The organism is Psychrobacter sp. 219-2-C, from assembly GCF_049560815.1.
Classification (GTDB): Bacteria; Pseudomonadota; Gammaproteobacteria; order Pseudomonadales; family Moraxellaceae; genus Psychrobacter; species Psychrobacter faecalis.
Genome location: NZ_CP186933.1, coordinates 2,476,190 through 2,494,881, shown reverse-complemented (window position 1 = coordinate 2,494,881; position 18,692 = coordinate 2,476,190). Strand labels below are relative to the sequence as shown.

Annotated in this window: 16 protein-coding genes and 4 tRNA genes; 12 read left to right on the top strand and 8 right to left on the bottom strand. The window is 44.0% G+C overall.

Translation table 11 applies throughout. The features are described 5' to 3' along the window. Window positions 1-365 precede the first annotated feature (365 nt). On the top strand, window positions 366-2,030 hold the full coding sequence (locus tag ACPEGP_RS10260) for an AMP-binding protein (protein ID WP_423813334.1): 1,665 nt from the start codon (window positions 366-368) through the stop codon (window positions 2,028-2,030). Window positions 2,031-2,288: 258 nt separating this feature from the next. On the opposite strand, the gene ACPEGP_RS10255 is transcribed toward ACPEGP_RS10260, so the two are convergent. The 4 genes from ACPEGP_RS10255 to hemA all read right to left on the bottom strand — a co-directional run bounded on the left by ACPEGP_RS10255 (window position 2,289) and on the right by hemA (window position 6,468). Then, on the bottom strand, window positions 2,289-2,708 hold the full coding sequence (locus tag ACPEGP_RS10255; RefSeq protein ID WP_144296760.1) for a DUF6691 family protein: 420 nt from the start codon (window positions 2,706-2,708) through the stop codon (window positions 2,289-2,291). Window positions 2,709-2,770: 62 nt separating this feature from the next. Continuing rightward, window positions 2,771-3,208: a YeeE/YedE family protein gene (locus ACPEGP_RS10250; RefSeq protein ID WP_423813333.1), complete on the bottom strand. Its 438-nt coding sequence runs from the start codon at window positions 3,206-3,208 to the stop codon at window positions 2,771-2,773. Between the two features lie 146 nt (window positions 3,209-3,354). Then, a complete protein-coding gene (locus tag ACPEGP_RS10245) occupies window positions 3,355-4,497 on the bottom strand; it encodes an aminotransferase class V-fold PLP-dependent enzyme (RefSeq protein ID WP_423813332.1) in 1,143 nt (380 codons plus the stop codon). Between the two features lie 588 nt (window positions 4,498-5,085). Beyond that, a complete protein-coding gene (gene hemA / locus ACPEGP_RS10240) occupies window positions 5,086-6,468 on the bottom strand; it encodes a glutamyl-tRNA reductase (RefSeq protein ID WP_423813331.1) in 1,383 nt (460 codons plus the stop codon). A 579-nt stretch (window positions 6,469-7,047) separates the two neighbouring features. Between hemA and ACPEGP_RS10235 the strand changes: the two genes are divergently transcribed. The 10 genes from ACPEGP_RS10235 (at window position 7,048) to panD (ending at window position 15,373) form a co-directional block, all read left to right on the top strand. After that, on the top strand, window positions 7,048-8,970 hold the full coding sequence (locus tag ACPEGP_RS10235; RefSeq protein WP_423813330.1) for a tetratricopeptide repeat protein: 1,923 nt from the start codon (window positions 7,048-7,050) through the stop codon (window positions 8,968-8,970). A gap of 227 nt (window positions 8,971-9,197) precedes the next feature. Next, window positions 9,198-9,833 (top strand): lipoprotein insertase outer membrane protein LolB, encoded by a 636-nt coding sequence (gene lolB, locus ACPEGP_RS10230; protein ID WP_191690186.1) that lies wholly within the window; start codon window positions 9,198-9,200, stop codon window positions 9,831-9,833. Window positions 9,834-9,894: 61 nt separating this feature from the next. Next, window positions 9,895-10,860 carry a 4-(cytidine 5'-diphospho)-2-C-methyl-D-erythritol kinase gene (gene ispE / locus ACPEGP_RS10225; RefSeq protein WP_423813329.1) on the top strand — a complete coding sequence of 322 codons (966 nt, stop codon included), beginning with the start codon at window positions 9,895-9,897 and terminating at the stop codon, window positions 10,858-10,860. Between the two features lie 40 nt (window positions 10,861-10,900). Then, entirely contained in the window at window positions 10,901-11,428 is a 528-nt protein-coding gene (locus ACPEGP_RS10220) for a hypothetical protein (protein WP_423813328.1), read from the top strand. 187 nt (window positions 11,429-11,615) lie between these two features. Continuing rightward, window positions 11,616-11,691 (top strand) — tRNA-Gln (locus tag ACPEGP_RS10215). Window positions 11,692-11,933: 242 nt separating this feature from the next. Beyond that, window positions 11,934-12,009, top strand: a tRNA-Gln gene (locus tag ACPEGP_RS10210). 110 nt (window positions 12,010-12,119) lie between these two features. Beyond that, window positions 12,120-13,067, top strand: a complete 948-nt coding sequence (locus tag ACPEGP_RS10205; RefSeq protein WP_068404706.1) for a ribose-phosphate pyrophosphokinase — start codon at window positions 12,120-12,122, stop codon at window positions 13,065-13,067. 299 nt (window positions 13,068-13,366) lie between these two features. Continuing rightward, window positions 13,367-14,050: a 50S ribosomal protein L25/general stress protein Ctc gene (locus ACPEGP_RS10200; protein WP_068404709.1), complete on the top strand. Its 684-nt coding sequence runs from the start codon at window positions 13,367-13,369 to the stop codon at window positions 14,048-14,050. Window positions 14,051-14,257: 207 nt separating this feature from the next. Then, complete coding sequence (gene pth / locus ACPEGP_RS10195; protein WP_068404711.1) at window positions 14,258-14,839, top strand: aminoacyl-tRNA hydrolase; 582 nt, start codon at window positions 14,258-14,260, stop codon at window positions 14,837-14,839. Window positions 14,840-14,992: 153 nt separating this feature from the next. Then, window positions 14,993-15,373: an aspartate 1-decarboxylase gene (panD, locus tag ACPEGP_RS10190; RefSeq protein WP_045443274.1), complete on the top strand. Its 381-nt coding sequence runs from the start codon at window positions 14,993-14,995 to the stop codon at window positions 15,371-15,373. 73 nt (window positions 15,374-15,446) lie between these two features. Here panD and ACPEGP_RS10185 read toward each other — a convergent pair whose 3' ends face one another. From ACPEGP_RS10185 to ACPEGP_RS10175, 3 genes are all read right to left on the bottom strand, one after another. Continuing rightward, on the bottom strand, window positions 15,447-16,100 hold the full coding sequence (locus tag ACPEGP_RS10185) for an RDD family protein (protein WP_068405779.1): 654 nt from the start codon (window positions 16,098-16,100) through the stop codon (window positions 15,447-15,449). A 248-nt stretch (window positions 16,101-16,348) separates the two neighbouring features. After that, window positions 16,349-16,425, bottom strand: a tRNA-Arg gene (locus ACPEGP_RS10180). A gap of 184 nt (window positions 16,426-16,609) precedes the next feature. After that, window positions 16,610-16,699, bottom strand: a tRNA-Ser gene (locus tag ACPEGP_RS10175). Window positions 16,700-17,165: 466 nt separating this feature from the next. On the opposite strand from ACPEGP_RS10175, the gene ACPEGP_RS10170 reads away from it, so the two are divergent. Further along, window positions 17,166-17,960 (top strand): hydroxymethylpyrimidine/phosphomethylpyrimidine kinase, encoded by a 795-nt coding sequence (locus tag ACPEGP_RS10170; RefSeq protein WP_423813327.1) that lies wholly within the window; start codon window positions 17,166-17,168, stop codon window positions 17,958-17,960. A gap of 103 nt (window positions 17,961-18,063) precedes the next feature. Here the strand turns inward: ACPEGP_RS10170 and ACPEGP_RS10165 are convergent, their stop codons facing one another. Further along, window positions 18,064-18,633 carry a YggT family protein gene (locus ACPEGP_RS10165; RefSeq protein WP_200663119.1) on the bottom strand — a complete coding sequence of 190 codons (570 nt, stop codon included), beginning with the start codon at window positions 18,631-18,633 and terminating at the stop codon, window positions 18,064-18,066. Window positions 18,634-18,692 lie beyond the last annotated feature (59 nt).

Here is an 18,692-nt window from a genome sequence, read left to right as displayed (position 1 = left end):
ATCATTTTCCTTATGAATGAATTAACAAACTACGTTCTGAAAACAGAAAAGTCACGGGATTTAGCGTTGCTGCTATCGTAACACACCGCTATTATCATCAGCTATGCGGACAAGCGACTGATGAGTGAGCACTATCTTGATACCAATCCTAGACAGTCAGATGTTTACCTCGACTTTATGGCTTTTATTAAGCAAACCTCATAAAACCCGCCCAATTTTTGGGGCGATTGGCTATAATAGCGTGAGCGTTGTCAATATTTAACGTGTTTTATAACGACCGTTTTTATGACAACGGCTTCTATAATAGCCGCTTCGCTAAATCCCTGCACCATCGAATACCCGCAATACGATAAAGGACTATCCCCATGACAGACTTTCACACCGGTCTTGGCAAAAACGCTGCCAATCACCAACCGCTGACCCCTATCGATTTTATTATCCGCAGCGCGCAGGTTTATCCTGACAAGACTGCAATTATCTACGACGACCTAGAGCACAATGAGCTCACGCAGACATGGCAACAGACTTATGATCGCTGTCGTCAATTGGCTGATGGTCTGCGTAAATTGGGTATCGATAAAAATGACACGGTGGCGGTGATGATGCCGAACACGCCAGCGATGGTCGAATGCGCCTTTGGCGTGCCAATGTCAGGCGGCGTGCTTTGTACCCTTAATACCCGACTTGATATCAATGCCCTAACCTTTTGCCTGCAACACTCAGAGGCCAAAGTATTGATTTTAGATAGCGAGTTTGCTGAGCACGCTGAGATTATTGATGAAGCTTTTCCCAACCTCAACGTGATTCATGCGACCGATAAAGCGCTTGATATCGAGCGTTTTGGCAGTATGAGTTATGAAGAGTTAATCGCCAGCTCAGACAATTTGGATAATTGGGAAAAACCGCTCGATGAATGGGATGCCATTGCGCTCAACTATACCTCTGGCACCACTGGTAAGCCCAAAGGCGTGGTTTACCATCATCGCGGTGCCACGCTCAATGCCGTGTCTAATATTTTAGATTGGGATATGCCCAAGCATCCCATGTATCTATGGACGCTGCCACTATTCCATTGTAATGGTTGGTGTTTCCCATGGACCATCGCTGAGCGCGCGGGCGTCAACGTCTGCTTACGTAAAATTGACGCTGATTTGATTTTGCAGCTGATTGCCAAGTATAAAGTCAGCCATTATTGCTCAGCGCCCGTGGTGCACAATATGATTGCCGGCGGTAAGCCTGAGTATAAAGAAGCCATTAACCATGAAGTCAAAGGCTGGGTCGCTGGTGCGCCGCCGTCTGAAACTATGCTCGCTGCTATGGAAGCCATGGGCTTTCATATCTCACATGTTTATGGCCTCACCGAAGTTTATGGTCCGGTCACTGTTTGTGCTGAGCAAGAAGAATGGGATGCGCTTGATGTCGCTGCTCGTGCGCAGAAAAAATCTCGTCAAGGAGTGACCTCGCATTTGATGACAGGCTTTGAGCTGTTTAAACAAGGGACCACTGAACCCGTTGCTGCTGATGGCGAAGAGATGGGCGAGCTGGCACTGCGCGGTAACATGGTGATGAAAGGCTATCTTAAAAGCCGAAAAGCCACTGAAGAAGCCTTTGCCGATGGTTGGTTCCGTACCGGTGATTTGGGCGTCAAATACCCTGACGGCTATATCAAAATCATGGATAGGCTTAAAGACATCATCATCTCAGGTGGCGAAAATATCTCTAGTATCGAAGTCGAAAACGTCTTATATAAAATGCCGGAAATCCAAAGCTGTGCGGTCGTTGCCGCGCCGCATGATAAATGGGGCGAAGTGCCCGTCGCCTTTATCGAAATTCATGCTGGTAGCACTTTGCAACGCGATCATGTCATGGAGCATTGCAAGCAATATTTGGCTGGATTTAAAGTGCCGAAATATATTATCTTTGCTGAAATTCCGAAAACCAGTACCGGTAAAGTACAGAAGTTTGAGCTACGCCAAGCCGCCAAATCATTGGCGCACGAAACGCCAAAAGTTACGGCTAGCGCTAAATAATAGCTTTTGAAAAACTTGCACTTTGAGCAATTTGCATAAAACAGGGTCAGTCTTATGATTAGGCTGACCCTTTTTTCTTGAACTAAGAACGTAAAACTTATTCTTGTAGACAGTCTGCTATAAAATAAACACAGAGCTACTGGTATTCATTTTGCGCAGCCTCTGTCTGCGTAGGCACAGCAAGCAAGGAAAATGAATACCAGTAGCGCGTTATCATACTTGTACTAATTTTATTTAGGACTGACTATAGCCAAACAACTAATTCAGCTTTGGTTCAAGCCATTGATAAACCAACATACCCATTATCATTGCTGGAATAAAGACATACGCTTGCCATTGTCCTGTCCCAAGTAGCACGATACCCGGTCCTGGGCAGATACCCACAAGTCCCCAACCGATACCAAACATCATCGCGCCGATTAGCAACTTTTTATCAATCACCGTCTTACTTGGCAATAAGATAAAAGTGCCCACCCAGCTGGTCTTTTGCCATTTGGCTAATTGCACACCGATTATCGCTACTATTAAACCGCCGCCCATCACCAGTGCCAAGGAGATATCCCACGCGCCAAAGACGTCCAAAAAGCCTTGTACTTTAGCAGGGTCAGTCATCCCTGATATCAGCAGTCCAAAACCGAATAATAATCCTGCTACTAATCCAATTATATTTTTCAGCATTTTTTCTCACACCTAATGTATTAATCCAAGCAGTTATAAATAACGTGCTGTCTATGCGATTTTTAAATCAAACCCAAAACATGGCGACCGATATAAACGGTTAAGATACCAAACAACATAAAGGTCACTGTCGCCGCCATCGAGCGTGGTGACAGTCGCGCATTACCGCAAATACTATGTCCGCTGGTACAGCCTGAACCGAAACGCGTGCCAAAACCAACGAGCAGCCCTGCCGCAATTAATAACGGTATAGAGGTGCTGATATCTAGCACTGGTAACGGCTTGACCAAACGATATAATAACGGCGAGACGATAAGACCGGCGATAAATAAAACCTGCCACATCTCGACGCGCTTGGGTTTTAAGAGGCTTGAGAAAATACCACTAATCCCCGCAATACGGCCAATACCTAACAGCAAAATGGCAGTCGCCACCCCTAGCATCAGTCCGCCTACTAAGGAGATTGGCGTAAATGCCTGCCAGTCTATTTGTATACTCATAATGTTTACCTAAGCCAATTTTATCAAACACAGTTTTAAATTCGTTTTATATAAATACATTATATAATAAAATATAATAAATAGGTAAAAAAATACTGAGATCCGTTTAACAGAACTCAGTATTGTTACCTAACTTATAGTAAAAATTATGCAGGCTGCTCTGCCAATACTTCATCAAGCGCTTTTTCAAAACGTTGTACCGCTCCGTCAACATCGGTCAATTTATCAAGACCAAATAGACCTAAACGGAAAGTTTTAAAGTTCTCAGGCTCGCCTACTTGTAGCGGGACACCAGCGGCGATTTGCATGCCAGCTTCAGCAAAGGCGCTACCTTTATGCATGTCATCACGGTCAGTATAAGCAACGACAACACCCGGTGCTTCAAAACCTTCTGCCGCCACGCTTTCAATGCCTTTGTCCGCCAATACTTTACGAATACGCTTACCAAGCTCCCACTGCGCCTCGCAAAGTTTATCAAAGCCGACTTCCTTAGCTTCATCAACGGCATCGCGGAACTGGCGTAAGCTATCGGTTGGCATGGTTGCATGATAAGCGTGACCGCCATTTTCATAGGCGCGCATGATATTTAACCACTGTTTTAAATCTAGGCTAAAGCTATCAGATTCAGTGCTCTCTACTTTTTGCACAGCCGCGTCGCTGAGCATCACCAGACCTGCGCCCGGTGTGCTGCTCCAGCCTTTTTGCGGCGCGCTAATCAGCACATCAATGCCCAAATCTTTCATATCAAGCCAGACGCAACCCGAGGCAATACAGTCAATGACCAATAGACCGCCAACGCTATGTACGGCCTCGGCCAATGCTTTGATATAGTCTTCTGACAAAATTATGCCTGATGAGGTTTCAACATGAGGGGCAAAAACGATGGCAGGTTTTGTTTCTTTGATTTTAGCAACCGCTTCATCGATAGCAACTGGAGAAAACGGCTTTGGCGTCTCACCCTCTTCACGATTGGCAGTCAATACTGTAGACGACTTGGCAATTTTGCCCTTGTCTAAAATTTGCGTCCAACGATAGCTAAACCAACCGTTACGGATAATCAGGCAGTCTGCATCATTGGCCAATTGACGCGCCACCGCTTCCATGCCGTAAGTACCAGAACCAGGTACAATCGCCACCGCATCAGCGTTATAGACTGACTTTAGGTTGCTAGACAAGTCATTCATTACTTGCTGAAAGACTTTTGACATGTGGTTTAAGGCGCGGTCAGTATAGACCACCGAGTATTCTAATAAGCCGTTTGGATCAATATCTTGACGTAATGCAGTCATAGGACGCTCCTAGTTTATAGTTAGGCAATATAGGTATTGGCAAATTCTAGTAATAACGAGCCGAATACTACGATAGATAGTATTTATCGGGCCCTCATATCGAGTAATCATCGAGAGTATGACGCAGGGTTGACGATATAGCGCTTTATCCTAGCGCTATTGCCGTTGACGAGTATGTCGTGTGCGCTTTATTTTTATTCTAAACAGTACTACAGACGATAGGCGCGCCATTATCAGACTGTGAATGACAGCCTATTGAAACATCAATACTGAAAATTAATGAAATGAGAAGATATTAAGAAGCAATTGATAGAATTAAGCTTTGAAAAAAAGCCAAAATCAATTAGTTAAAGGTTCATTATAAATAACCGCTGCCACATAACCAAAAATTATCGCCACTTAATACACTCATAACAACTTGATATTAGCACTGATAATGCAGGTTGACAACGCTCAGCTTGCATAAGTCGAAAGCTTAGCCAATTTATGATTTTTAAAGAGAAACCGTTTCAAAAGGAAGAGCTTTAAAAGAAACGGTTTTAAGAGAAATAGTAAGAAAAACAATTAGTGAATTAAAAGGAGTAATGATTACTGACGACGACCACGATGCGCGTCTTGTAATCCCGAGACCACAAAATCTAGCAATTCATTGTCACCTTCGCGTGCCGCTTTACGCATCAACTTCGAGGGCGCATGGGTCAGCGTCTGGGTTAAACGCCGCGATAGCTCAGTGATAATAGCTTCAGGGCTGGCGTTATCTTGTTGCAGCTTAGCAATGGATTCATGCAGCAGCTTATCGACTTGGTCATGGGTGCGCGCGCGATATTGTTGAATCTCTTTACCGACTTGGCGCACCTGAAAGCGCCGATCCATCTCAACCACCAACTGACTGACCAGCAGCTCAGCATCGACCGCTGCTTGCCGGCGCTGCTCAATATTACCAGCAATCACGTGTTGCAAGTCATCAACAGAATACAAATACACATCGTCGATACGGCTAATGGTAGAGTCGATATCGCGCGGCACCGCCAAGTCAATCATCAGCATCGGCTGATAACGCCGGCTTTTAAGCGCGCGCAAGGTCATGGTCTTATCAATCAATATATCCATACTGCCGCTACAACTACTGACGATATCAGCTTCTACCAATACTTGCGGCAACTCTTGCAGCGATTTCACTTCTACTATACGCTCGGGTCGACGCAATTCGGCGGCCAACACTTCGGCGCGCTCAGGATTGCGGTTACAAATAATGACCCGCCCGACCCCAAGCCCAGCGATATGCGTTGCCACCAAACGATTCATCTCGCCTGCCGCAACAACCAATAACGTGCGATTGGGCAAATCGTCAAATATCTGCGTCACCAATTTGGCTGCAGCATAGCTCAGCGATACCGCTTGAGCGCCGACTTTGGTTTCGTTACGCACGCGTTTGGCAGCAGCAAATACTTGGTCAACAATCCAGCCGAGCTGATTGCTGAGCGCTTTTTGGTCTTGCGCCAAATGCACAGAACGTTTGATTTGACCAAGTATCTGCGGCTCACCCAATATCATCGAGTCAAGACCAGCAGCGACTCGCAGCCAATGAGTCAGCGCATGGGTATCACGATGCACATACAAATAAGGGTCAATTTCAGCTAAAGGTAACTGTTTAAAATCCGCCAGCCACGCTTTAATTTTTAAGATATGGGCGCTGATTGCCGCGGCAGAAGGCTGCCCACTAATGGCATTACTACTCGAGACAGCAGTTTGCTGCGCTGCTAAAGCCGCGCCTGATTCTGGCGATGCTGGGACTTGCGGAATCAGCGCATAAATCTCAGTACGGTTGCACGTCGAGACAATCACGCTACCATCGGTGAAGCACTCTAGCTGCTGAAGGGCAATATTCACATCGTCACCGACAAGCGCCAAGCGCTCTCGCAGAGCGACTGGTGCGGTTTTGTGATTGACCCCAATGACCACTAATCTCATTATTGATAGACCATAAATATAACGTTTACCTGCCAGCCAAACGCTTTTAGAATGTGAAAAAACCTATTCAATCAGCAGTGCTAAAAAACAGTTTTTCACAGACAGCGCTTGCTAAACTGGCTGTGAAAAAACGTCTTTAATTAATACTTGCCAATATAAACGTCTAAAAAGCGCCTATTATATCATTATTGCTGGCTTTATTTAACAAGCAGCGTTGGGCGATGGTATTTGTCTGTATCTGGGCATGGCGACGATAAATCAACTGCTCCAAGGCTTTAAAATAAATGCCAGTGTTATTTGTCTAACTTAAAAACGCTGGTTTACTAGCAGATGTTTAAGCTATCAGAGTTTATTGAACGCTACTTAAAGTCATTTATCGTCATTAATTAATCGCCTAAATATTGTTAGTATTTGAGTAACATAGGCGCTATTGTTTATCGCTTTCATCTGCTCTTATAATGGTAATGACGAATACTTATTTAAAATAATGACAATAAAATCCTCCTGTTAGAATGCAAGTGGACTAATGGGGAAATATTGCTCGCTAGATTTTTTGGGTCATCCTTTAGACTGCAACCTATGTATAATGATCAATCTCGCCTCCGCGCCTTATTGCAAGCCACCATAGAGCGCCTATGCCAGCGTTATAAGCTAACCTTGTCGTTGGCCATTTGTCTATGCCTAGGATTACCCGCCCACGCCAAGTATGTCAGCCCGGCGTTGACCGCTCCCATATTAAACACTGATTTGGCCAATTCGCCTACAACTTCACCAGCCAAGAAAAGCGATATCATTGGTCATACTGCTCATGAAATACCTTCTCAACTACCGTCTACTGAGCAGTCTCAGCTAGCAGAAAACGATACTTCTGTAAGCAATCTAGTAGCATTTAGCCAAACCCAATCAGAGCTTGGTGAGCCAAGTTTATACGCGCTGTTGGATGCCGAGTTTGCCGCAGATCGCGATAATAATAAGCGCGCGCTAACTATTTATAAGCAGCAATCTTTTAAACAAGATGCAACTGCGGTATTTGAGCGCGCCCTAAGCTTGTCTTTACGTAATGAAAGCGTTGAGGATTCATTGCGCTTTGCCAAAACTTGGCAAGACCAAAACCCCGACCACGTGCCCGCTTGGTTCTATGTGGCGCATTTGGCCCTGCGCGCGCACGACTATGAACTGGCGGGCGCCACTCTAAATCGCATTTTAAGCTATGACCCGCGAGCCGATCTGAGCGAAATTCTGATTGGCATTTATCCCAATACTGATGAAGACAAACGCGAGTTACTTGCCGCTTTGCAACCTATCGATAGCGAGCAAAACGCTTCGCTTTCGGTATTAAAGGCTGGTTTACTGTATCAATTTGATGAGCCTGAGGTTGCTATTGTCCATATCGATCGTGCCCTTGCGCGCCAGCCAGATTATGTGCCTTTTATCACTTTAAAAGCCGACATCTTACGCAAGACCAAGCCATCAGCAGCCGTGCTTGATTATATTAACCAAGCGCGCCTACGGAACCCTGATAGCAAGAGCTTATACTTATATGAGATTCGTTATTTACTCGATTTGCGGCAAAGCGAGCAGGCTTGGCAGCTATTACTCGATGCACACGGGCGCTTTGCTGATGATGACGAAATCACTTTGCTCGCCGCGCTGGTGAGCTTGGACGTTGAAGAATACGCCAGCGCCGATCAGCTGCTGAATATCTTGGCTAAAAATCCGGCTTATCTTGACCAAGCCTATTACTACCTTGGCATCAGTGCCGAGCGCCAACAGCGCTTTGAGCAAGCAAAATACTATCTCAATGGCGTGATGCAAGAGGACTTGGTGTTAGAAGCGCGGCGAAAAGTGGTGTCGTTTGAGCTGCTAAATGACGACGTCGATGCAGCCATTGCTACTTTAGAGAAGCTGCGTAAAGACTTTAGCATCTTCGCGCCTGACAGCTTTGTCATGCAAGCGGATATCTTATGGCAGCAAAATGAATCCGAGGAAGCGCTACGGTTATTAACGCGCGCCAGCCGCAAATATCCTAATAATGAGATGCTGCTATTTGCCCGCGCCCAGCTGCTTGACGACAAAGACGATTATATCGTCAAACGTACCTTATTAAACCATTTGCAAACGCTCGACCCAACCAACCTTGCTTATCAGCTTAGCTATGCGCAGTTATTGCTCGCCAATGAACGCAGATCCAAGCAAGGTTTGGCGCTAGCAACGGCAATCATTCAAATCCGTTATGATGACCCGCGCTATGACAATGAGCTGCATTTGCAAGCGTTAAACGTACTCGCCGCCAATGCTTTAGCGAACGAAGATTATCAACAAGTCATCGATTATCTACAAACCCCGTACGACGTTTTTCCAACTCTGCGTTCTGGCACGCTACTGCTGCGCGCTTATCAAGGGCTAGGCGATAATGAAAAAGTTGAGGCGTTGCTTGCTGAGTTACAAGAGCGCTTTTCATTTGGGCAGCGCAACGTCAATGACCGTATACAGCTTTATTAAAGTGCTTTTTGCTCAAAGCTTACTAAATACTAATAATCAAATACGATTAAAAATAAAAACGTTTGCGCTAAAAACTACAAGCCAGTTATAAGAAATGAACAGCCATGCATCAGCGCGTAACAAATGATGCTTAAGCTAAGCGTTTATTGTTTTATTTAATCTTTTAAAAAATCTATTACTTTTAAAACTTGTTACTTTTAAAACTTGTCTATTTTTGAGGATATATCATGTCAGTATTAAAAAAAAACCAGCCGAATAAACTGGCGCTATTTAGCGCTTTAACCGCCGCGCTCGTTATGACATCTGGTTGCCAATCATTAAAAACCGCTAATGCTACCAACCAGCCTATCGGCACGGTACAAGGTCAGAAACCTGAACAACCTAAAAAGCTTGAGAACTTTAATATCACGGGCAAAATCGGCGTTACCACGCCGAGTAAGGACAATTCAGGAAACCAAGGCGGCAGTGCGTTTTATGCATGGGGACAACAAAATGACCGTTTTGCTATCGAATTGATTGGTGCGCTTGGCATTGGCAAAACCAATATCGAATATAATGGTCAGTCGGCGACTTTAGTCAGTGAAAAAACCGGTACTTTAACCGCTGCTGACCCTGAAACCTTGCTCAAAAAAGCCACAGGCTGGCAAGCGCCGATTTCACAAATGCCGTATTGGATATCGGGTCGCCCAGCGCCTTCAGACAGCGCGCCACAGCTTGATGACCAAAATCGTTTGATTAGTTCGGTCAATGGTGAATGGCAAGCGAACTTTAGTTATAAAGGCAACGACAAATTGCCAAATAAAATCAGTGCCGTACAGTCACAAGGCAATAAAGTAGTGATGACCATCGACCATCAAAAATAATGGCCTTATGTAGACAGTAGAAAACACTATCTTTACTTACAACTCATAAAGACATTTATTTATGACTGAACGCCCCACCGCAACATCAGTTATCACGCGCTTGTCACCGGCCAAGATTAATTTATTTTTGCATATCACTGGTAAGCGCGCTGATGGCTATCATAATCTGCAAACCGTCTTTCGCCTGCTTGACTGGGGCGATTATCTGCATTTTACGTTTGTAGACGATGCGGCACTTTCTATTATAGATAAAACCTTCGACGCTACTAAGCTTTGTCATCAGCTGCTAACGCTTGCTGGTGCCGACACCATAACCAGTAGTATCGATGACAATCTGATTTTTAAAGCCGCCCAAGCGTTACTAGCATTTGCTCTTCAAGCTGACAGACTACCTAAGCAGCTGCAATCAGTGCAAATCACCTTGGATAAGCACTTACCAATGGGTGCAGGCTTGGGCGGTGGCTCATCCAATGCGGCAACGACATTATTAGTTTTAAATGAGATCTGGCAGCTTAACATTACTAAAAATGAGCTGATAAAAATCGCTGCTACTATCGGCGCCGATGTGCCGATATTTATCTTTGGGCAAGATGCGATTGCCATGGGTATTGGCGAGGAGCTGACAGCGATTGATTTGCCCGAGCAGCAATATTTAGTCTTAACCCCAAACGCCCATGTGAACACGGCTAAGCTGTTCGCCCATCCAAAGCTACAACGAGATATCGCCCCGCTATCGATTGCAACCATTCAAAACCATTCCAATAACTACGTGCAACATTTAAACTCACCCTATCAAAATGTGTTTAGTCATGTCGTCACCAGTATCGCCCCTGCCGTCGATGCAGCGTTACGGTATTTGCAAGGGTTAGAATCACAGGCACTCAGCACAGCTCGTATGACCGGCTCTGGTAGCGCCGTGTTCTTGCCATTGGATGCGAGTATTATTGATGATAAAACGCTGTTGGCAAAGTGGGTTAACAATGCGCCTTGTGCGGCGTACGTAGTGGGGAATCTACAAGTTAAATAGAATTAATAATATGATTTTCTTCGCTTAAAGGTTATTTATCATGAAAGGCAATTCTTTTACGTTATCAATAAGTATTTTGGCCCTTTCAATAGCCATGACAGCCTGCACCAACAATTCTGATACTCAAAACGTCACGTTACCTGCGCCAAAAGTATCTATCGATAACATGGCCAGTGATAGCAGTATTAACGATTTTAAGAATAAGCCCTATGCCCATTTTTTTACTTATCCATATAAACATGGTGCGGAAATAGAACCAGCTATGGGCGGCATTTTGGTTATGAAAGACGGCTGTTTGCTTATCCAAAACGATGATAGGCTTAACGTTCCTGTGTTTCCTCATGGCATAACCACTTGGAATGAGGAGACCCAGACTCTGACCGCCAATGGCGTTGATATACCTTTGAATACTGAGCTATTTACTAACGGACCCTTAAGCGGCGGGAAATACGACCCTAGTTACGATTATAATTTCGAGCAACAAGCCAACCCTAAATGCTTGGAAAATAGGTATATCGTATTTTTGGGTTCACAGTTTATGGACGCTACAGATTTACCAAATAATTAGCCTATACAAGCTAAAACTGAGGCCAAACCCTACTCATAGCGTATAAATAAAATGAGTATAAATACCATATATAAATTTTCATTAACTCAACATCGGTTTTATTTTCGACCTATTTATAATAAAAGCCATAAAAAGGCGCAAATGACTTGCAAAATCTAAATATTTATTTATAATAGGTCGCCTCAATAGGGGTATAGCCAAGTTGGTAAGGCATCAGGTTTTGATCCTGACATCCGTTGGTTCGAGTCCAGCTACCCCTGCCATTTTTAAGTGTAAAGCGTTCGATATGTCGTCATTATAAGCCGTTTTTAAATAAACGCTTATTTTATTGACATTGACAACGTTATCCCAGTTTCGGTATAGTTCGCAATGAACACCGTTAGGGAAAAGTTATATTGTAGACAGTTTATCTGTTTATAATATAACAAACAGGTCGTGACGCTATTCTAAGCGTAATTTAGTATAAATTATACCTAGATATCGACGTACACAGCCTAGACATTACAGGGGTATAGCCAAGTTGGTAAGGCATCAGGTTTTGATCCTGACATCCGTTGGTTCGAGTCCAGCTACCCCTGCCATTTTTTACTGTAATAGTAGTCATCAATAGTTTTCCATACTCTTTTCTAAATTTGAGCAGTTTGATACTGCTTAGCGGTCGCTGCTTGAGTTAATCAATAGGACTTCTGTCATGCCTTATTTGGCGATTTTTACGGGTAATGCCCACCCAGAATTAGCAAAAACCGTAGCCGATCATCTCCATATACCTCTTGGTAAAGCTGACATCACGCGTTTTTCTGATGGCGAAATTGCCGTGGAAATCAAAGAACACGTTCGCGGTAAAGACGTGTTTATCATGCAGCCTACTTGTGCACCGACTAACGACAATTTGATGGAAATCATGATGATGGCCGATGCCTTGCGTCGTTCTAGTGCTGGCCGGATCACTGCTGTCATGCCATACTTCGGTTATGCCCGTCAAGACCGCCGTCCGCGTTCAGCACGTGTACCTATCTCGGCCAAAGTCGTCGCTGACATGCTAAACATCGTTAGTATTGACCGCGTTATGACTGTTGATTTGCACTCAGATCAGATTCAGGGCTTCTTTGATATCCCAGTTGATAACATCTATGGTACGCCTGTCTTATTGAACGATCTTAAAAAACAAGATTATGACAATATCATGGTGGTTTCACCTGACGTCGGCGGTGTGGTACGTGCGCGCGCGATGGCGAAGCAGTTGGGCGATACCGACATGGCGATTATTGATAAACGCCGTGCCCGTGCCAATGAATCACAAGTGATGCACATCATCGGTGATGTCCGTGACCGTGATTGCGTCATCGTTGATGACATGGTTGATACCGCAGGTACGTTATGCAAAGCCGCTGAAGCCTTAAAGCAAAATGGCGCGCGCCGCGTACTTGCTTATATTACTCACCCTGTCCTATCGGGTAATGCGCTAAAGAACATCAGCGAATCGGAATTGGATGAGATTGTGGTAACTGATACCATTCCATTGTCTGACGCGGCTAAAGCCTGTAGCAAAATCCGTCAAGTAAGTATCGCACCGATGCTGGCTGAAAGCTTACGCCGTATCAATAACGAAGAATCTATCAGCGCTATGTTTGATGCCTAGTTAATGCTTAAGATTTTCTTTCGCTAAAAAATATATTACTAAAAACGCTAAGTTTAATGACTTGGCGTTTTTTTATGTAAGACTGGCGTGCGCTATTTTAGCTAGGTCTTTATTATTGTTAAAGAATCACGTATAATGCGCGCCTGTATTCATCATTCGTTAACCCCTATTATTTTTGGGTATTTTATACTTAGCGACATGATTGATACTTTCTAAAGTATTGATTATCCGGTGATAGACTGGTCGCAAGTCTGTTATTGCTGGTAGATACTTCACATACTCTCTATAGGATTATATCCATGGCTATTGATCATTTTGCAATCAACGCAGTTGACCGCTCTGCTGAACAACAAGGTAAAGGTGCGAGCCGCCGCCTACGTAAGCAGAACCTAGTTCCTGCTATCATTTATGGTGGTGGTGAAGAACCAACTGCTATCTCTATCAAAATCAACGAGCTCGTAAAATCGCTTGAATATGAAGCGTTTTTCTCACAAATTTTGACCATCACTACCGATAAAGGTGATGAGCAACAAGTCGTTATCAAAGACTTGCAGCGCCATCCTGCTAAAGGTTTCCCAATGCATGCAGATTTTCAGCGCATTGTGAAAGGTCAAAAAATCAACATGCACGTGCCGCTACATTTTGCAGGCCGTGAAGAAGCGCCAGGTACGAAAGCGGGTGGTATCTTATCTACGCTAGTATCTGATGTTGAAATCGTTTGCCTACCATCACAATTACCTGAATACTTAGAAATCGACGTATCAGGCATGGAAATTGGTGATCTATTCCGTTTATCAGACATCAAATTGCCTGAAGGCGTAATTATCTTTGATCTTGACATGGAAGATGCGCACGACCGTACCGTTGTGAACATGCAGCCACCAACAGTTGAAGAAGTTGACGAAGACGCTGACGAAGTTGATGCAGCTGACGTACCTGCTACTGAGCAAGGTGCTGAGCCTGAAGACAAAGACGCTGAATAATAATCTTTATAACGCTTATATAGCAGCCTTATGGTTGCTCGGTTATAAAAGATTGGTTTAGTCAAAAAATAGCAGGTGATGAATGTCTCCTGCTGTTTTTGTAACTGAGGTTTGAAAAGAAGGTTTAAAAAGTAGGATAAGCACGATCAGTTCATCTTACTTTTCAAACCTTATCTCTTATTTATTAAATTTAAGCAGGGTGTTTTTATGGCCATAAAGCTTATTGTCGGTCTTGGTAATCCTGGTCAGCAGTATATGTTTACGCGTCATAATGCAGGGTTTTGGTTCGTCCATCATTTGGCGCAGCAGTTTAATATTGCCCTCGCCCCTGACAAAAAATTCCACGGGGTGACGGGACGCGGGCAAATTCATGGTCACGATGTGCGCCTGCTTATGCCTCTGACCTTTATGAATAAATCTGGTCAATCGGTGGTGCCGATGGTCAATTTTTATGGTATTAACAATAATGAGCTGCTGATTGCCCATGATGAGCTCGATATTCCCGCTGGCAGTATCAAGCTTAAAACCGACGGTGGACACGGTGGTCATAATGGTCTGCGTGATATCACCCCGCACATTGGCAACGACTTTCATCGCCTGCGTATCGGTATCGGTCATCCGGGTCACAAGTCTAAAGTCAGCGGTCACGTATTATCGAAAGCGGCGCCTGATGAGCAAATGGCTATCGATAGCGCGTTAAGTGCTGCTTTTGACGCCTTACCGTTATTATTAGATGGTGATATTGAAAAAGCACGCTCGCAGATTAATGGCTTTAAATTACCAGAATAATCTGCCGTTGATGGCAAACATTTAAGTCATTTAAATCGCCAAAGCGTAAATTTAGCCGTGACTTTTAGGCAAATAACTTTTATTCTACTTACCCTGTCCCCATTAAGCTTTTGATTTGGTTCATTTATATCAGTTACCCTAAGGAAGCAACCTATGCTACTTAATATGCTCAAGTGCAAATTACATCGCGCCCGTGTTACCCATGCTGAGCTGCATTATGAAGGCTCATGCGGTATCGATGGTGACCTACTAGACCTTGCTGGTCTGCGTGAAAACGAATCTATCGATATCTACAACGTCACCAATGGCAAACGCTTTCGCACCTACGCGATTCGCGCTGAAGCGGGCTCTGGCATCATCTCGTTAAATGGTGCTGCCGCGCATATGGCAGACCTAGGCGATATCGTCATCATCTGCGCTTATGCCCATTTTGATGAAGTAGAAGCCGCTACCTATCAGCCAAAACTGGTGTATTGCAACGAAGACAATACCGTGAAAGACACTGCCAATATCATTCCGGTACAAGTGGCTTAATTATCCATGACTGCTATTTAAGTGATCAATAAAAAAGCTGAATCTAATTAAGATTCAGCTTTTTTTATGCTATTTATTTATCCTGCTTACGGTTTCTAATCACCCGCCATAGCCCTTCATTTTCTGTTTTCGGCATTTTTAAAGTGATGGTATTTGAGAGCATGTCTTGTATTGCCAAACCGCGACGATTAAACAGACAAAAGGCATAGTTGAAAACAAAGCCCAAAAAAGCACTGGTCAATAAGATAGCGCGTGAACCACCGATGACACTACCGATGAGTCCAAATATCAGCGGCATCAGGCTCGCCGCCAAGATACGTTTGAACGACTGCCCCCACGTAAGCAGGTGACCATCATTATTGACCGTTTTTAAGCGCCACGTTTGCATACCTAGTGTTTGCCCACCGCGGCGCCAAAATAGCCCGTAGAAGCCCACCAGCGTCAGGATAAACGAAGGGGTCATAATAAAGTTTTGATACCATGTCGGTAGCGATCTGGCTTGCTGTGACTGCGTGCCCGTCTCCATCGTCAATAGCGTACCAATTACTGTCAGCACCGTACCAACCAAAAACAGTAGTGCCAAAATCAACATACCATCATAAAGGATGGCCGCCATACGCGTGCCTGGCTTGGCAATCACTGCCTCTTCGGCAACGGAGTCTTGATGCGCTGAGTTGTTGCGTGGCGATTTTGCTTTAGTAGCAGCTTTTGGTGATGATTTTGACATGATACCAGCCCATAACAAGCGAAAAATAGAGCGCTCATTGTACCGTAATTCAGGCGCTTAGCGTACCTTATGATAAGACAAGACTTTTGGTACAAGGGCAGGAGAATTTGAGTTTAGGAAAAAACATCAATACCAGATTGTACTGCTATAAAAATGACAGACATAAAAAAATCGCCAAATTGTCATAAGACAGGCGATTAATTTAGTTTAGCTTAATGGTTACATGAACAAATAAGCTAGTATGCAAATGGTGCGCTTGGAGAGATTCGAACTCCCGACCCCTTAGTTCGTAGCCAAGTGCTCTATCCAACTGAGCTACAAGCGCGTACTTTGCACATTATCTACTGAATTATTCAAAAACAATTGCAGTAAATTAGGTTGGTTATTATATAGATAATCTCGCTTGTGTCAACTTATTTTTTAATTAAATTCAAATTATTTTTGAATGTTAATCTAAAATATCATTAACGCTATTTTTGCGTCATTACTCTTTATAACAACTGAATAAATGGCGGTGAAGGAGGGATTCGAACCCTCGATACGCTTACACGTATGGTTCCTTAGCAGGGAACTGGTTTCAGCCACTCACCCACTTCACCGGACGATTTAAGACGCTTATCAAAATATTTTTATAAAAACTATTTCTCTAAACACAGTATCGATGCTAATGATACGTCTTATGCCGTGGGCGAGTATTATAACAAAGCCGAAACGAATTGCAAGCCTTGTCTACAGATTTAATGCCGCTTTTGTCATAATTATTAATTTAAATGGTTTTATCATTCTCTAGTCATAAGGAATATCTTATTTAGCGGTGAATATCCGAGTTTTTAGACTTTATTACTTATAATCAAAATATCCCAAAATCGCTACGGGATTGCTGATATCAATTTTTCGTGGCCTCTGTCTGCGCAGGCACAGCAAGCAAGAAAAATTGGTATCAGCAGATATATTGATATTACTTTTCACTGATTGTATTTACTAAAATCTGCTGGCTATGGCTTTTTGGTCAATGGATGGCTATAGTATTTATGATTGATTTTAGAATAAATAAAAGGAAGGGTTATGCGACCGGTAGTACTGTGTTTTTCAGGATTGGATCCGTCAGGTGGTGCTGGATTACAAGCGGATATCGAGGCAGTCGGTCAAGCAGGTGCCCATGCCGCTATCGCTTGTACGGCAATCACCATTCAAAACTCACAGCAGGTATTTGGTTTTGAGGCTTGTGCTGCTGATTTGGTAGCAGCACAGGCGACCACCGTGCTCGATGATTTGCCTGTGCGCGTGATTAAGTCAGGTATGCTTGGTACCACTGACAATATCGCCATGCTGACGCGCTTATTTGCCGAGCAGGTTATCGCTGCTGAGACGCCATTTGTCCTCGACCCGGTATTGGTTGCCAATAGCGGCGGCAGCTTGGGCGATGAGCAAACCTTGGTAACGGCGTTTAGAAAACTACTGCCCTATGCGACGTTAATCACCCCAAATACGCATGAGCTACGCGCTTTAAGCGACGAGCAAGATTTACATATCGGTGCGCAAAAACTATGCGCCCAAGGCTGTCATGCGGTATTGGTCAAAACTTCACACGACTTTGATAGCGGTGATATCGAGCAATATTTATATATCAAAGGCGAGATGGTGCATAAAAGCGTTTTACCGCGCCTAAAAGGTGAATTTCATGGTTCTGGCTGCTCGTTAGCGAGCTTTATCGCTGGACGCTTGGCGATAGGTGACGCGCTTATCGAGGCAGTAAAGGCGGCGGATCATTGGATTACTCAAACCCTGCGCGCTGCTGATGCGCCGCATCCTAATGATGCTAATGCCCAATTGATACCCAATCGTTTTGTAGAATTTTAGAACAATCTATAGATGGTAAATAAAGAAAGGCGCTCTATAAAATATAGAGCGCCTTTTGTATCTTTTATAGAATCGCTAGTTTTTTAAATTTTATTAAGCCAGCCTAACCCAACATCGGCATAAAGCTAGATGCTAAGCCACCGATAAAGATTTCCAGCAGATAAAAGGCAAAGAAAGCAATCATTGGCGATAAATCAATCATGCCCAAATTTGGCGTAATACGACGAAACGGCGCTAAAATTGGCTCAGCCAACATAATAATAATACCAATAATCGGATGCTGAGACTGGGTAAACACCACAATCCAGCTGACAATGATAGAACCGATGACCAGATAGCGGCACATGCGTAAAAAGTCTAATATCAAGCTGATAGTACCAGTAAAAAATAGCGGCACAGGCGCGATACCTTTATGGGTCAATGCCGCCTTACCAGAGATATCAATCAGACGAATTAAGAACATCAATACAATGGCAGCAATACTAATACGACCTTGGGCGACGGTTGGGAAAATACGCCCGAACACATCGACGATATGGGTGGCTTTATAAGCAGGGGCAACCATAGGATTGCTGGCATCCATTCCAGCAAACTGCAGCATAAAACGGATAAACACCAACATCATGGCGAAGGTAGTGACCAAATCAAAAATTTGCAATAACAGGTTGTTCATGAAGTGCTACTCAATGTGACATTATTAACGGGATTTAGGATGACGAATGTCATTATCAG